Consider the following 15,543-nt stretch of genomic DNA (forward strand, 5'->3'; position numbering starts at 1 on the left):
GCGGTGCCGGCATCTTGAAATCGAACAGACGTACCATTCCGGCGTGGCTGAAACGTATGACTTCCCCGACGACCTGCGTGCCGCGCAGCTCGACCTGCACCGGACGCGTGCTGAGCACGCGGCGCTGTGCCGGGTCCTGCCGTGGTCGGTGACCCCGGAGCCAGGCTGGGCGAGCGAGAAGCACGTACTCGGCGACCGGGTGGTGTCCTTTCCCGACAGCCCGGGCTACACCGCGGAGCAGGTGGCGGAGCTGGAGCGGCTGCGCCGACGGCTACTGGATCTTTCGGTCACGGTGAGCACGCATCCGTACTGGGCGACCCTGACGGCGGGCGTTGTCGATGCACGGATGGCACTCAAGCACGTCCACGAGCGGGCCGAGGGCAAGGCGGCGTAGACCGTCATGGCCGAGCGCCCACCGTCCCGCCTGGAGCTTCTGCGCTTCTTCCTGGAGCGGGTCGTCGGCGTTGACCACGCCGTGGCGGTGCAAGGCCGTATCCGCCGTGGCGACCCGCCCGCGCGGCGGTGAGCCTGCGTGTGGCCCCGGGATGTCCGCTCGCGGCGCGCTGTCCACGCCACCAGTATCAGCCCGCCAGGAGAGCTTCCGGGTACCCCTTCTCTGTGCACGTGTTCTCTCTGCACATGCCTTTCTCTGCGCACGGCCCGCCGGCTGCCGCTCTCCGTGCACGCGCCGCTAGCTGCCGCCACCCGGCTCGAAGCCGGCGAGCATCTTCTCGAGCGCCAGCTGGTCCGGCCCGATGAACGGATTCGCGTCGGGTGCCTCGGCGAGCGTGTCGGTCATCTGCGGGGCCAGGCCCACCGCGGGCGGCAGGTGGGTACAGAGAACGACCTCGGGGTCCATGATCCGCAGTGGCTGGACGGTGGCGAGGTACTTACCGATGTCGACGACGTGGACCCAGGGGCTGTCGACCGTGGCCCACAGCAGTTGCGCGTCGCGCAGCTGACCGGCGGGGAAGGCACCGACGTTGTCGGTGAGGGCGAGTTCGGCGCTGGGCATGGGCGCGCCGAAGCAGTCGGAGCTGAAGCAGGCCGCCGATCGCTCGTCGTAGAAGCCGACGGTGGCGGGGTTGTCGAACAGCGGTGGCCGGAAGGCGATGAGGGCGCGGTCGCCGGCGTCCAGGGTCTGGCCGGGATTGACCAGGCAGATACGGTCCAGCGGCAGCGGCCGCTCGGTGGACATGAGCCCGGCGCCGATGAACGTGGTCACCACGCGCGCGTGGGGAGCGGCGGCGAGTAGATCGAACAGTCCGCCGGTGTGGTCGCGATCGGGGTGGGTGAGCCAGATCCACCGTACGTCGGCGGGGTCGAGGGCCGAGCTGAGCGTCTCGACGAAGTTCCGGTCGGGGAGCCCGAGGCCGGTGTCGACGACGACGGGCTGGGCGGCGTGCAGGACAAAGGCGTTGACCGGGAGGAAGCCGATCCCGGGCACCTCCAGGCAATCGCTGAGTACGGTGATGTCCCTTCCGACCTTGTGAATGCTCATGGCGGATCTCCGTGAGTCACCTGCGGGCGGGATCGTGCCCCCCTGTCTCCAGGGTGGGCCCGTCCGGCCGGGTGGGCCAGTGCAGGAGCAGGGCACGCAGGGGCCGGGGCCGGTCCGGGTAGCCGCGCAGGGGGGCCGGTCAGTGGCGGCGGCCCGAGGTCAGTCGGTCGGCCGAGGCGATCGTCGCCCGGGCTTCGCGTTCGGTGAGGCCCGCGTGGACCGCCGCATCGGTGAGTGCGTCCGCGAGCTCCTCGCCGAAGCCGTTCTCGTACGCGCGGCAAGCCGCCCAGAACAGCCGAGTGTTGCGCTGGCCCTCGTGCGCCGCGAGCACGAACTGGACCAGGCCTTGGCCCTGACCGTGGCCCTGGGGCGGTCGGGACGGTGCGGTGTGGGTGGGGTGGTGGGGGTGCGCGGGGGGTGCGACAAGGCGGAGGAGCGCGCGGGGGCAGGGCGCGGGTGCCAGCTCGGCGGTACCGGGAGCGAGGCGGTACGCGCCGTGGGCGGAGACCGAGCCGGGGCCCACGAGGTAGCCGCCGGCGCCGCGGACGTCGATGCCGGGTGCGAGACGGCTCGCGGAGTTGGGGACGACGACGTCGGGCGGTCCGGTCAGCCAGAGGTGGCGGCCGCCGCTGGGGGTGAGGACCGTGACCGTCTCAGGGATCGTGAACAGATGCCGCAGGGCCAGGTGCTGGAGCGCGGACACGGAGTCGGTCGAGGAGGTGGCGGACTTGGTGTCGAGGTCGATGCCGATCAGATGGTGCGGGGGCCGGCCGCAGGCGATGCCGTAGCCGGTGGCCCAGGGGGCGGCGGCGAAGAGGGCGCGTACGCCCGCGGGGTCGGTGGTCGCGTCGTGGACGCCATGGCCCGGGAGGCCGCATTCGCCGCGGCACAGGACCGGCTCGGGGCTGCCACGGTGGGGAGAGCGCAGGGCGGGGAGCTTGGTGGGGGACAGGGGTATGACGGGGAGCCCGCGCTCGGCGGCGGAAAGAGCGTGGGCGAGGGCCAGGGTGACGGACTGCCGGTCGGTGGTGGCCATACCTCTATGTTCGTACGAGTGTTCGAAGAAGGGAAGAGGGTGAGATTGCCCGAAAACCTGCCGGAACGGTTCATCTCTTGCGGCGACCGGGCCCGGTGGTCCGTACCGATCCTTCCCGGGTCCCCCTCCGGGTCGCTCCCCGGCCCGGCTCGGGTCGGGCTCGGGTCCGTTCCGGGTCCGTTCCGCCCAGGTCGGGGTTCTGTGGACCGAAGGAGGTTTATCGACATGTCATCACGCTTGAGGGGGAATTGGGGCCTCCGGGGTGGTTCGCCTGGGATTCGGTGGGCAATTCTGATCTCGCGACGTCGTGACCACGATCCGGGGCGGTAGGCCAACTGCCTTGGAACTAGCCGTACTTCTGCAGTTCTGGTTCCTGGAGGAAATGACATGGCAAGCATCCGTACCGCCCGCGTCCTCGCCGCTGTCGCCGCTCTGCCCCTCACGGCAGCCCTGTTCTCGGGCATTGCCCAGGCCGACAACGGCGCCTTCGCGGACGACGGATCGAATACGACCGTGGCCTCGATCATCGGCAGCGGTGTCGGTGGAGACAACTACGGCAACTCGACCACCACTCAGCAGGTGGCGAGCGGCGCAGGCGCGTCCAACCAGAGCAACACCGCGAGTGTGAACGGCTTCGGCTTCACGGACATCGACCAGTCCAACGCCGTCGTGAACTTCACGAATCTCTGGTGACGGCCGGCCCGATGGGGGGTTTGACCAAGGGGTGAACCACTGCCTGCGCGACGGTACTTCGGTGCCGTCGCGCAGGCGGTTGTGCGGGTGGGGTGGTGGGTCTTCATGGCGGTGACCTTGACAGCGGACGCGGAACTGACGGACAGTCAGAAACCCTGATCCGTACGCCCGGGAGGCGGCCGCCGTGCACCTCGCCCCGACGGAGCGGCAGCAGCAGCTGCGCACCGAACTTCGTTCGTACTTCCGCGATGTGATGCCGGACGGACCGCCGCCCGCCGACGACGGAGCGGAGCAGCGCCGACTGCTGCGGCGGATCGGCGCGGACGGCATGCTCGGGCTCGGCTGGCCCGTCGAGTACGGAGGTCAGGGGCGCGGTCCCGACGAGCAGTTCGTCTTCTTCGACGAGGCGTACCGGGCCGGCGTGCCCGTCTCCATGGTGACCCTGAACACCGTCGGACCGACCCTGATGAAGTACGGCACCGCCGAGCAGAAGTCGTTCTTCCTGCCGCGCATCCTCAGCGGCGACCTCGTCTTCGCGATCGGCTACAGCGAGCCGGAGGCCGGGACCGACCTCGCCTCGCTGCGGACGCGCGCCGTGCGGGAGCGCACCGCTGACGCCGATTCCTGGGTCGTCGACGGACAGAAGATCTTCACCAGCAACGGCCAGAACGCGGACTGGATCTGGCTCGCATGCCGTACGGACCCTCAGGCACCCAAACACAAGGGCATCTCGATCATCCTGGTGCCGACCGACGCACCGGGCTTCGCCTGGACGCCGATCGAGACGGTGGGCGGCCTGACCACGACGTCGACGTACTACGACGGGATACGGGTGCCCGCCGCGAATCTGGTCGGCGAGGAGAACGGCGGCTGGGGACTGATCACCAACCAGCTCAACCATGAGCGGGTGGCGCTGGCGGCGATCGGGATGCAGGCCGAGGACTTCTACGAGGCGGCACTGCAGCGCGCGCGTACACCTGATCCAGTGACGGGTGAGCGCCGGATTGACGCGTCATGGGTGCAATTCCGGGCGGCCGAGGTGCACGCCAGGCTGTCGGCAACACGCCTGCTCAACTGGCGTTTGGTGGGGGATGTGGGGGCAGGCCGGCTGGCACCCGGCGATGCGAGCGGCGTGAAATTCGTGGGAACCGAATCCGCCGTGGAGGTGTATCGAATGTGCCAGGAAATCACGGGGGAGCCGGGGCTGATCCGGGCCGGTTCGCCGGGCTCGCTCGACATCGGTTCGCTGGGGGACGGGGAGTTGGAGCGGATGAACAGAGCGGCGCAGATCAACACCTTCGGGGGCGGGGTGAGCGAGGTGCAGCGGGAGATCGTCGCGACGATGCGGCTCGGCATGAAGAGGGGGAAGAGGTGACCGGAGGGGAAAGGGTGACTGATGAGTTGTACGCACGGCTGAAGGCGTACGAGGGGCGGGCGGCCACCGTCTCGGGCGTGGGCAAGGACCTGGTCAATGAGCCGATGATCAGGCACTGGTGCGAGGCGATGGGGGACGCCAACCCCGCGTACACCGGGCCGGACGCCACAGCGCCGCCGACGATGCTGCAGGCGTGGACGATGGGCGGTCTGTCGGGGCACACGGACCGGTCCCCGGCGCAGGACGAGCTGTTCGCACTGCTGGACGGGGCGGGGTACACCTCGGTGGTCGCGACCGACTGTGAGCAGGAGTATCTGCGGCCGCTGCGGCCGGGGGACCGGATCACGTTCGACGCGGTGATCGAGTCGGTTTCGGAGCTCAAGACGACGAAGCTGGGCACGGGCCACTTCGTCACCACGCGAATGGACGTCCGGGCGGACGGGGAGCCGGCGGGTACGCACCGGTTCCGGATCCTCAAGTACGCGCCGGCCCGGCGGAAACCGGAGGGGGCGGGCAAGCGGCCGCGGCCGGTGATCAACCGGGACAACGCCGGGTTCTGGGAAGGGGTGGCGGAGCACCGGCTGCTGATCCAGCGCTGCGAGGGGTGCGGGACGCTGCGCTTCCCGTGGCTGCCGGGATGCGGTGCGTGCGGGTCGCCCGCGTGGGACACGGTCGAGGCGAGCGGCGCGGGGACCGTCTACTCGTACGTGGTGATGCACCATCCGCCGTTCCCTGCCTTCGATCCGCCGTACGCGGTTGGGCTGATCGAGCTCGCGGAAGGTGTCCGCATGGTCAGCAATGTGATCGGCGTGCCGTACGACAAGGTGCGGATCGGAATGCCCGTGCAGCTGGAATTCCTGCGGGTGGACCAGGAGTTGGAGCTGCCGGTCTTCCGGGCCTCGGACGGGGGTGCGGGCTGATGGACTTCACGCCCACGGAGGAGCAGTCCGCCGCGCAGGAGCTGGCGGCGCAGATTTTCGGCGATCTCTCCACACATGAGCGGCCGGCCGCCGCCGGGACCGGGACGGACACGGAGTTGTGGAAGGCGCTGTGTGCGGCGGGGCTGCCCGGGGCCGTCGAGGACATAGGCCTGCTCGGGCTGGTGCTGGTGTTGGAGGAGCAGGGGCGGACCACCGCGCAGGTGCCTTTTGCGGCGACCTGTGTGTACGGAGTGCTGGCAGTGTCCGCGCACGGCACGGACGGGCAGCGGGCCCGGCTGCTGCCCGCTCTCCGGGAGGGTACGGCGGTGGCGACCGGGGCGTTCCCGGCGGGCGGTGCTGTACGGACCGCTGCGCCCGGGCGGTTGAGCGGCTCGCTGCCGTTCGTGCCGTGGCTGCGGGACGCCACCCACGTCCTGGTCCCCGACACGGACCGGGCGCTGTGGCTCGTACGGACCGCCGACGCGGAGGTGACGGAGGTGGAGACCACCGCGCCCTGGGCTGCTGGGCGGCTCGTCCTGTCCGGGACGGCGGGCGAGCGGCTCGGCGGGCCAGGTGCGTACGAGTCCGTACTGTCCCTGGGCCGTACCGCCTTCGCGGGGCTGCAGGCCGGAGTGTGCGCGGGCTCGCTCGCCCGGGCGGTCGCGTACACCTCGACCCGCGAGCAGTTCGGGCGCGCCCTCTCCACCAATCAGGGTGTGCTGCTGCGCGCTGCCGACGCGTACATGGACACCGAGGCGATACGGGTCACGGCCTACGAAGCCGCCTGGCGGCAGGACGAAGGCCTGGACGCGGCAGCCGAGGCGCTGACCGCCGCATGGTGGGCCTCCGAGGCCGGCAAACGCGTCGTCCACGCCGGGCAGCATCTGCACGGCGGGACGGGTGCCGACCTGGACCACCCCGTCCACCGGCACTTCCTGTGGGGGCGCCAGTTGGACGCCTACCTCGGATGCGGTTCGCAACTCCTCGCCGAACTGGGCCAGTTGCTCGCAAAGGAGTCGCGTGAAAGCCGGTGACCAACTCCCGTCGCTCACCATCCCCATCACCCGCACCCTGATCGTCGCCGGGGCCGTCGCCTCCCGCGACTACCAGGATGTGCACCACGACACGGAGCTCGCCAAGGAGAAGGGCTCCCCGGACATCTTCATGAACATCCTGACCACCAACGGCCTGGTCGGCCGATACATCACCGACTGCTTCGGCGAGCATGCGGTGCTCGGCAAGGTGGCCATCCGGCTGGGGGCACCCAACTACCCGGGAGACACCATGGTGTTGAGTGGAACCGTCACCTCCGTCAACGGCTGCACGGCCCATGTGCGGGTCATAGGGGCCAACGGCATCGGCAACCACGTCACCGGCTCGGTGACCGTGACTCTGCCCGGGATCCTTCCGGAGGGTGACGCATGAGCATCCGCAGCCGGGACGCGCTCGGCGGCCGGACGGCCATCGCCGGCATCGGGGCGACCGAGTTCTCCAAGGACTCGGGCCGCAGCGAGCTCAAGCTGGCCGTCGAAGCGGTACACGCCGCCCTCGACGACGCGGGCCTCTCCCCCGCCGATGTCGACGGCCTGGTCACCTTCACCATGGACACCAGCCCCGAGATCACCGTCGCCCAGGCGGCCGGCATCGGCGAGCTGTCCTTCTTCTCCCGTATCCACTACGGCGGTGGCGCGGCGTGCGCCACCGTGCAGCAGGCCGCACTCGCTGTCGCCGCGGGCGTCGCCGAAGTCGTCGTCTGCTACCGGGCGTTCAATGAGCGTTCCGGGCGCCGCTTCGGCTCCGGCGTGCAGCACCGGGAGCCGTCCGCCGAGGGCGCGGCGCTCGGCTGGAACCTGCCGTTCGGGCTGCTCACGCCGGCCTCCTGGGTCGCCATGGCCGCCCAGCGCTATCTCCACGCGTACGGGCTCGCGCCCGAGGCGTTCGGTCATGTCGCCGTCACCGACCGCCGCCATGCCGCGAACAACCCCGCCGCGTACTTCTACGAGAAGCCGATCACTCTTGCCGACCATGCCGACTCGCGCTGGATCGTCGAACCGCTGCGTCTCCTCGACTGTTGCCAGGAGACCGACGGCGGCCAAGCGATCGTCGTCACCAGTGCCGAGCGGGCGCGGGATCTGCCGCAGCCGCCCGCGGTGATCGTGGCCGCCGCGCAGGGCGCGGCCCGGGCTCAGGAGCAGATGACCAGCTTCTACCGCGACGACCTCACCGGCCTGCCCGAGATGGGCGTGGTCGCCCGGCAGCTCTGGCAGACCTCCGGGCTGGCCCCCCGCGACATGGACGTGGGCATCATCTACGACCACTTCACCCCGTTCGTACTGATGCAACTGGAGGAGTTCGGGTTCTGCAAGCCGGGCGAGGCGGCGGAGTTCGTGGCTGCGGACACCCTGCCGCTGAACACACACGGCGGTCAGCTCGGCGAGGCGTATCTGCACGGGATGAACGGCATCGCGGAGGCGGTCAGACAACTGCGCGGCACCTCGGTGAATCAGATACCGGGCGCGGCCAGGACTCTGGTCACGGCAGGCACCGGCGTTCCCACATCCGGATTGATCCTGGGCGCGGACGGCTGAGGCCGACCGGAATATGGCGGATGCTCCCGTAGCCCGTATCCGATCCCTGAGGGTCTCCTCCACCTTCAGGAGGTGAGGGCAGCACCACCCGTACAACCTGAGGCGGACAACGCTTCGGGACCTGGGGCCGATCCGCGACAGTAGTACCCGCTCCTAGCGTGGACCTATGACCACGCCAGTCTGCACAAGCGCTTCGAAGGCCGCCGCGCCGGTGCCGTCGTATGCGCCCTACTCATCGTTTTCGTCGTATGTACGGGCGCGGGGGCCCGTACTGCTGCGTACCGCCCGCTCGCTCACTGCGAACCCGAGCGATGCCGAGGATCTGCTGCAGACCGCGCTCACCAAGACCTATGTCGCGTGGGAGCGGATCGAGGACCACCGGGCGCTCGACGGCTATGTCCGCCGTGCCCTGCTCAACACCCGCACCTCGCAGTGGCGCAAGCGCAAGGTCGACGAGTTCGCCTGCGACGAGCTGCCCGAGCGGGAGACGGTACCCACGCCCGATCCCGCCGAGCAGCAGGCGCTGCACGACGCGATGTGGCGTGCCGTGATGAAGCTGCCGGACCGACAGCGCGCGATGGTCGTGCTGCGGTACTACGAGGATCTCAGCGAGGCCCAGACGGCCGAGGTGCTCGGGGTGTCGGTCGGCACGGTCAAGAGCGCGGTGTCGCGGGCGCTCGGCAAGCTCCGCGAGGACCCGGAGCTGTCGCCCGTGCGCTGACGCCACGCTGTCGCCGGTGCCCTGCCGCCACGCTGCCGCCACGCTGGTGGCGCGGTCGGCCCCGGGCCCCGCGCCGACAGGGCAGGCCTGGCCCGCGCCGCGTCGGCGCGCCGATGTGAGCTGATCCTGTGTGGCGATTCATTACCCCTGGGTAGTGACATACCGCGCGGTACGTGAGCAGAATCTGCACAACCCTTAACTGCCACGTAGCGCTAGCGCCCACCGGGAGGACGCCGTGCTGAGCACCATGCAGGACGTACCGCTGACTGTGACCCGCATCCTTCAGCATGGGATGACGATCCATGGAAAGTCACAGGTCACCACCTGGACGGGGGAGGCCGAGCCGCAGCGCCGCAGTTTCGCGGAGATCGGCGGGCGGGCGGCCCAACTGGCCAATGCCCTGCGTGACGAACTCGGAATCGTCGGCGACCAGCGCGTCGCGACGCTCATGTGGAACAACGCCGAGCACGTCGAGGCGTACTTCGCGATTCCCTCCATGGGAGCCGTACTGCACACGCTCAACCTCCGTCTGCCCGCGGAGCAGCTGGTGTGGATCGTCAACCACGCCGCCGACCGCGCCGTCATCGTCAACGGCTCGCTGCTGCCGCTGCTCGCGCCGCTGCTGCCGGATCTGCCGACGATCGAGCACATTGTCGTCTCCGGCCCCGGTGACCGCGCCCTGCTCGCCGACGCACAGGCGCAGGTGCACGAGTACGAGGAGCTGATCGCCGGCCGCCCCACCACCTTCGACTGGCCGGAGCTGGACGAGCGCACCGCGGCGGCCATGTGTTACACCTCGGGCACCACCGGCGACCCCAAGGGCGTCGTCTACTCCCACCGCTCCCTCTATCTGCACTCCATGCAGGTCAACATGACCGAGTCGATGGGGCTGACCGACCGTGACACGACGCTCGTGGTGGTTCCGCAGTTCCATGTCAACGCCTGGGGCCTGCCGCACGCCACGTTCATGACCGGCATCAACATGCTGATGCCCGACCGCTTCCTGCAGCCCGCGCCGCTCGCCGAGATGATCGAGCGCGAGAAGCCCTCGCACGCCGCGGCCGTCCCCACCATCTGGCAGGGCCTGCTGGCCGAAGTCATCGCCCACCCCCGGGATCTGAGCTCCATGAAGCAGGTCACCATCGGCGGCTCGGCCTGTCCGCCGGCGCTGATGGAGGCCTACGACAAGCTCGGTGTGCGGCTCTGTCACGCCTGGGGCATGACGGAGACCTCCCCGCTCGGCACCATGGCCCACCCGCCGGCGGGTCTGAGCGCGGAGGAGGAGTGGCCGTACCGCATCACCCAGGGCCGTTTCCCGGCGGGCGTCGAGGCCAGGCTGGTCGGACCCGGCGGCGAGTTCCTGGCGTGGGACGGCGAGTCGGCCGGTGAGCTGGAGGTGCGCGGGACCTGGATCGCGGGCGCGTACTACGGCGGCGCGGGCGGTGACGACTTCAGGCCCGCGGACAAGTTCAGCGAGGACGGCTGGCTGAGGACCGGCGATGTCGGCGTCATAAGCCCGGACGGCTTTCTGACACTGACCGACCGTGCGAAGGACGTCATTAAGTCCGGCGGCGAGTGGATCTCGAGCGTCGAACTCGAGAACGCGCTGATGGCACACCCGGAGGTCGCGGAGGCCGCGGTCGTCGCCGTCCCGGACGACAAGTGGGGTGAGCGGCCGCTGGCGACTGTGGTGCTGAAGGACGGCTCGAGCGCCGACTACGAGACGCTGAAGGCTTTCCTCGCCGGGAGGCTCGCCAAGTGGCAGCTGCCGGAGCGGTGGGCGATCGTGCCCGCGGTGCCGAAGACGAGCGTCGGCAAGTTCGACAAGAAGGTGATCCGCAAGCAGTACGCGGACGGCGAGCTGGACGTCACCCGGCTCTAGCCGATGCAAGAGCCGCTGGCCGGTTGAAGATCGAGGAAGGGGCGGCAGTCATGACTGCCGCCCCTTTTGCACTACTTGATGCCTGTCAGTTCGTGCCGATTTTTGCCAGCAGGTCCACGATGCGGGCCTGGACCTCGCTGCTCGTCGAGCGTTCCGCGAGGAAGAGCACCGTCTCGCCGGACGAGAGCCGCGGCAGTTCCGCCTGGTTGAGGCCCGCCGAGGTGTAGACGACCAGCGGGGTGCGGTTCAGCTGGCCGTTCGCGCGCAGCCAGTCGATGATCCCCGCCCGCCGGCGGCGTACCTGCATCAGGTCCATCACCACCAGGTTCGGCCGCATCTGGGTGGCGAGCGTGACCGCGTCCGTGTCCGCACCCGCCCGGGCGACCTGCATGCCGCGCCGCTCCAGAGTGGCCGTCAGCGCGAGCGCGATCTCCTCGTGCTCCTCGATCAACAGCACGCGCGGGGGGTGCTGTTCGCTGTCGCGCGGAGCCAGTGCCTTGAGCAGCACGGCAGGATCCGCGCCGTACGCGGCCTCCCGCGTCGCCTGCCCGAGGCCCGCCGTCACCAGCACCGGCACCTCCGCGGCCACGGCTGCCTGGCGCAGGGACTGGAGCGCCGTCCGTGTGATCGGTCCGGTCAGCGGGTCGACGAAGAGCGCGGCCGGGAAGGCCGCGATCTGCGCGTCGACCTCCTCGCGCGAGTGCACGACCACCGGGCGGTAGCCGCGGTCGCTCAACGCCTGCTGTGTGGAGACGTCGGGCGCGGGCCAGACCAGCAGCCGACGCGGGTTGTCCAGCGGCTCCGGGGGCAGTTCGTCGTCGACGGGCTGCGGCTGCGGCCGGTTGGCCACCTCGACCGCGCCGCCCGGGCCGTCCAGCGGCTCGGGTCCCTCCGCGCCCTCGTCGGGCGCACCGATCGCGTACGCCCGGCCCTCGGCCTGGGCGGCGGGCAGCCGCGGCCCGTTCTGCGCGGGGGCCTGCGGGTGCGGACGCGCGGCGGGTTCGGGCCGCTCGCCGTCCGGCGGTGTGGCCAGCTTGCGGCGGCGGCCGGCGCCGAGCGTCTGGTTCTGCTGCTGGGCGATCTGCTGCGAGAACGGCACGCCCTGACCGAGCGTGCGCACGCTGAACGCCCGGCCCTGTGTCGAGTCGGCCGAGACCGGCGCCTCGGCGGGCAGGGGCTGCGCGGCGCGCGCGGCGACCGGCTGTGCCGGCAGCGGCAGTGGCAGCGGCAGGGATACGGAACCGGTGTTCTGAACGGTCTCCTCCGCGCTCTCCACGGCGGCTTCGCCGTCCGCGGCGGCGGAGTGCTGACCGGTCGAGTCATCCGCGGCGGTCGGCTGCCGGCCGCCCGAGGCGATCGCGGCGAGGCCGGTGCCCGAGGAGCCGTTCTCCGCCCATTCCGGCTGCGCGGCGGCGGGCACCTGCCCAGCCGCTTCCGGTGCCTGAAGGGTCTCCGGCGCCCGGCCCGGCAGCGGCTGAGCCTCTTCCCTGCGGGCGCGACGGCGGCCCGTGGGCACGGGATGCTGCTGCGGTGGCGTGTGGTGTTCGGCGCCCGGCTCGGTGCGTACGGCATCGTGCCGGCCCGGCAGCGAGGCGTCCGCCTCACCGGCCGTCGGCGGGATCGGCCGGACCCGGTCGGCCTCGGCCGGCGGGAGCGCGAACGCGCTGCGGCCGCTCTCCACCTCGGCCGGAGCGGCCGCCAGTGCCCGCCTGGCCCGGCGCCCGGCGGGACGTGCCTCGGCCGGAACAGCGGAAGCGGCAGCCGGAGCGGCAGGTGCGGCAACCGGCGCGGCGGACAGCTCGGGCAGTCCGCCCTCGCCACCGCGCCGCCCCGACGCGCCCGAACCCTGTGCGTCGACGGGCACGCCCTGCGGGGGCACCGCCTGGCCTCGCGCCGCGCGCCCGGTCGAGGCCGCGCCCTCCGCGGCCGTCACCACCGAACCCTCGGTCGGCTCAAGGGTCCCCGCGACAACGGCGGCAGCCGTCGTGGCCTGCTCGGCCGGGCTCGGCCGCCCACGTCGCCGCCCGGTTCCGCCACTGCCCGAACCGCTCCCGGGACCGCTCCCCGAACCCGAACCCGAACCCGCACGCGAACCCGAATCCTGGGCGGGGATCAGTTCCTGCTGCGGCTTCTCCGCGTGGCCCCGGCGCCGCCCGGTCGGCTGCGCCGCCACGGGGTCCTCCATGGCCACGGGGCTCTCCAGGAACGCGTCCGTAGAGGCTCTGCGCGCGCGCCGTCGCCCGCCGCCCCCGCCGGACGTACCAGGTGCGGATCCCGTCGACTGTTCCGGCAACGCAAGCGCACCGGTCTCCGCAAGCGCACCGGTCTCCGGACCGGCCTCCTGCGATGCCGTCACGGTCCCCGCGCCCTCGCCGAGCGGCACCTCCAGGACGTACGCGCTGCCGCTCATCCCCGGCATCTCGTGCGTCTGCAGCACGCCGCCGTGCGCCCGGACGACCCCCCGCACGATCGGCTCGTGCACCGGGTCTCCCCCGGCGAACGGCCCCCGCACCTCGATCCGTACGACCTCACCGCGCTGCGCCGCCGCCACCACGACCGTCGAGTCCACGTACCCGCCGCCCGGGACCACCCGGGCCTTGCCGGTCGAGTCGACCCCGGCCACGTCCGCGACCAGATGAGCGAGCGCCGTCGCCAGTCGAGCTCCGTCCACCTCTGCCTCTATAGGCGGCGCGTGCACCGCGAACTGCGCCCGCCCGGGCCCGATCAGTTCGATCGCTCCCTCGATCCCGGCCGCGACGACCGCGTCGAGCAGAACGTTCGCCTTGTTCAGCTCTTCCGCGCCCGTGTCGAGTCGCTGGAAGCCGAGCACATTGTCGACAAGCGTTGTCATTCGGGCATAACCGGCGGCCAGATGGTGCAGGATCTGATTCGCCTCGGGCCACAGCTGCCCGGCCGGGTCAGCGGCCAGCGTGCCCAGTTCGGCGCGCAGTTCCTCCAGCGGCCCGCGCAGCGACTCGCCGAGCACGGCGGTCAGCTGGGCATGCCGGGCGGCCAGCTCCTCGTACCGCTCAGTGCGCCCCTCGATCTCGGCGGCGTACCGCTCCGACCTGTCAGCCAGCTCGGCCGTGAGCCGCTCGGTCGTCTCATCGATCTCGGCCGTGAACCGTTCGGTCGTCTCCGCGAGTTCCGCCGAGTGCTGCTGTTCCAGCTCCTCGTACGGACGCCGGTCGGTGAAGGTCATCACCGCGCCGACGAGCTGGTCCCCGTCCCGTACCGGCGCGGTCGTCAGATCGACGGCCACCTTCGAACCGTTCTTTGCCCACAGCGCCTGCCCGCGCACCCGGTGCTTGCGGCCGGACTTGAGCGTGTCCGCGAGCGGTGATTCCTCGTACGGGAACGGCTCGCCGTCCGCGCGCGAGTGCAGGATCAGCGGGTGCAGCTCCTGGCCGCCCAGGTCGCTCGCCCGGAACCCCAGGATCTGGGCGGCGGCCGGATTGACCAGGACGACCCGCCCGTCGGTGTCCGTTCCCACGACGCCTTCGGACGCGGCCCGCAGGATCATCTCGGTCTGCCGCTGCGAACGCGCCAGCTCCGCTTCGGTGTCCACGGTGCCCGACAGATCCCGTACGACGAGCATCAGCAGCTCGTCGCCGGTGTATCCCGGGGACGAGGCATAGGCCTCGTGCCCGTCCTCAAGGCTGGCGCTGGTCACCTCGACCGGGAACTCACTGCCGTCCGTGCGCCGCGCGACCATCCGGGCCGGCTTGGTGCGGCCCCGCTCGTCCGCGGCTTCGGGCCGCCGCATGGAGCCGGGAATCAGCCGAGAGTCGAAGGAGGGCAGCAGATCGAGCAGCCCGCGTCCGACGAGGGCGGTGCCGGGCGTCTCGAAGAGTTCGAGGGCGATGGTGTTGGCATTGACGACCGTGCCATTGCAGTTGACTAGCACGAGCCCGTCCGGAAGGGCGTCGAGTATGGCTGCGAGGCGAGCAGCGCCTCGGGATGGCCTGCTGCTCACGACGACGCTTCCTCCCTGACCTACTGCATATTGCGGACGGGCCGGTCCCATCTTGCTCCTCGGACTTCAGCCTGTCACTGGAGGGAGTCTAAAGGCAGCGGATGCGGACGCGACGGCGGATGAGGGGGAGCTCTCACCAATATTGTGTGCACACGGCGCACGCCCGGGCCTATGACCTGGTGTTCGGCAGTACCGGTTCGATCGTCCGCCAGCGCGAGATTTCACAGCCGTTGGTCCGGCTGAAGGTGGCGTCGACGCGTCGCCCCTGCCAGGTTCCGGTGACGTGCGCGGTGGCCGGCCCGCCCATCTGCTCGGTGCACATTTGGTCCTCGGGCACCGGCGCGAAGGGGTCCTGCCTCTCCCGCGCAAGCTGGTCCAGCCGGTCGCAGGCGGCCTGCGCCGTGGGGTGCGTCCCGCCTGCGGGCCCGCACGCCAGCTCGTACCGCCCGTCGGTCCGCCCGTTCCCGGTCTCGGAGACGATCACGGTCAGTTTGTCCGGCGCCTTCAGCAGCGGAAGGGGCGCCGCGGCGGCGGGCAGGGCGGCGCCGAGCGCGGCGAGGGACGCGGTCGCGGTGAGGACGAGGTGGCGCAGCATGGGAGCTCCTGGAGCTGGAGAGTCACGGGGTCCTGCTGGGACCGAGAGGCCCCGCACTCTCTAACGCTCGTTGCGTCCGGGCGTTGCGCAACCGGACTGCGCTCTTCGAGGGACGTCTCCCGGACCGGCCGGACTCCCGGAGGGTCCGGACTTTGCTCTGCGGCCCACGTCCCTAGTACCGTGGGCAGCGATTGGTGACACCCCGCTTGGCTGTGTCATCATCTGCACGCACCACTCCGCGCCCGCGCGGGTGTGC

Annotated in this window: 14 protein-coding genes; 10 read left to right on the forward strand and 4 right to left on the reverse strand. The window is 71.0% G+C overall.

Features of this window, described 5'->3' with window-relative positions; translation table 11 throughout:
- The first annotated feature begins 43 nt into the window (after nt 1–43).
- Nucleotides 44–394 (forward strand): hypothetical protein, encoded by a 351-nt coding sequence (locus AB0D12_RS19970; RefSeq protein ID WP_362684276.1) that lies wholly within the window; start codon nt 44–46, stop codon nt 392–394.
- 6 nt (nt 395–400) lie between these two features.
- Entirely contained in the window at nt 401–526 is a 126-nt protein-coding gene (locus tag AB0D12_RS19975) for a hypothetical protein (RefSeq protein ID WP_362684279.1), read from the forward strand.
- A gap of 165 nt (nt 527–691) precedes the next feature.
- Here the strand turns inward: AB0D12_RS19975 and AB0D12_RS19980 are convergent, their stop codons facing one another.
- On the reverse strand, nt 692–1,501 hold the full coding sequence (locus AB0D12_RS19980; protein ID WP_362684282.1) for an MBL fold metallo-hydrolase: 810 nt from the start codon (nt 1,499–1,501) through the stop codon (nt 692–694).
- A 139-nt stretch (nt 1,502–1,640) separates the two neighbouring features.
- Complete coding sequence (locus tag AB0D12_RS19985) at nt 1,641–2,537, reverse strand: bifunctional DNA primase/polymerase (RefSeq protein ID WP_362684285.1); 897 nt, start codon at nt 2,535–2,537, stop codon at nt 1,641–1,643.
- Nucleotides 2,538–2,924: 387 nt separating this feature from the next.
- On the opposite strand from AB0D12_RS19985, the gene AB0D12_RS19990 reads away from it, so the two are divergent.
- The 8 genes from AB0D12_RS19990 to AB0D12_RS20025 all read left to right on the forward strand — a co-directional run bounded on the left by AB0D12_RS19990 (nt 2,925) and on the right by AB0D12_RS20025 (nt 10,716).
- On the forward strand, nt 2,925–3,230 hold the full coding sequence (locus AB0D12_RS19990; protein WP_362684288.1) for a hypothetical protein: 306 nt from the start codon (nt 2,925–2,927) through the stop codon (nt 3,228–3,230).
- Between the two features lie 184 nt (nt 3,231–3,414).
- Complete coding sequence (locus tag AB0D12_RS19995; protein WP_362684291.1) at nt 3,415–4,605, forward strand: acyl-CoA dehydrogenase family protein; 1,191 nt, start codon at nt 3,415–3,417, stop codon at nt 4,603–4,605.
- Nucleotides 4,602–5,525, forward strand: coding sequence for a bifunctional MaoC family dehydratase N-terminal/OB-fold nucleic acid binding domain-containing protein (locus AB0D12_RS20000; RefSeq protein WP_362684294.1), 924 nt, complete (start codon nt 4,602–4,604; stop codon nt 5,523–5,525). Before AB0D12_RS19995 ends, AB0D12_RS20000 begins: the two co-directional genes overlap by 4 nt.
- On the forward strand, nt 5,525–6,559 hold the full coding sequence (locus tag AB0D12_RS20005; RefSeq protein ID WP_362684297.1) for an acyl-CoA dehydrogenase family protein: 1,035 nt from the start codon (nt 5,525–5,527) through the stop codon (nt 6,557–6,559). The genes AB0D12_RS20000 and AB0D12_RS20005 overlap by 1 nt, the downstream gene beginning before the upstream one ends.
- Nucleotides 6,546–6,950, forward strand: a complete 405-nt coding sequence (locus tag AB0D12_RS20010) for a MaoC family dehydratase (RefSeq protein WP_362684300.1) — start codon at nt 6,546–6,548, stop codon at nt 6,948–6,950. Before AB0D12_RS20005 ends, AB0D12_RS20010 begins: the two co-directional genes overlap by 14 nt.
- Nucleotides 6,947–8,113: a lipid-transfer protein gene (locus AB0D12_RS20015; protein ID WP_362684303.1), complete on the forward strand. Its 1,167-nt coding sequence runs from the start codon at nt 6,947–6,949 to the stop codon at nt 8,111–8,113. The genes AB0D12_RS20010 and AB0D12_RS20015 overlap by 4 nt, the downstream gene beginning before the upstream one ends.
- A 166-nt stretch (nt 8,114–8,279) precedes the next feature.
- Nucleotides 8,280–8,834 carry a SigE family RNA polymerase sigma factor gene (locus AB0D12_RS20020; protein ID WP_362684306.1) on the forward strand — a complete coding sequence of 185 codons (555 nt, stop codon included), beginning with the start codon at nt 8,280–8,282 and terminating at the stop codon, nt 8,832–8,834.
- Between the two features lie 235 nt (nt 8,835–9,069).
- Nucleotides 9,070–10,716: a long-chain fatty acid--CoA ligase gene (locus tag AB0D12_RS20025; protein ID WP_362684309.1), complete on the forward strand. Its 1,647-nt coding sequence runs from the start codon at nt 9,070–9,072 to the stop codon at nt 10,714–10,716.
- Nucleotides 10,717–10,801: 85 nt separating this feature from the next.
- On the opposite strand, the gene AB0D12_RS20030 is transcribed toward AB0D12_RS20025, so the two are convergent.
- Nucleotides 10,802–14,692: a PAS domain-containing protein gene (locus AB0D12_RS20030; RefSeq protein ID WP_362684312.1), complete on the reverse strand. Its 3,891-nt coding sequence runs from the start codon at nt 14,690–14,692 to the stop codon at nt 10,802–10,804.
- 169 nt (nt 14,693–14,861) lie between these two features.
- Nucleotides 14,862–15,287: an SSI family serine proteinase inhibitor gene (locus AB0D12_RS20035; RefSeq protein ID WP_362684315.1), complete on the reverse strand. Its 426-nt coding sequence runs from the start codon at nt 15,285–15,287 to the stop codon at nt 14,862–14,864.
- Nucleotides 15,288–15,543 lie beyond the last annotated feature (256 nt).

This window comes from Streptomyces sp. NPDC048479 (genome assembly GCF_040651435.1).
Taxonomy (GTDB): Bacteria; Actinomycetota; Actinomycetes; order Streptomycetales; family Streptomycetaceae; genus Streptomyces.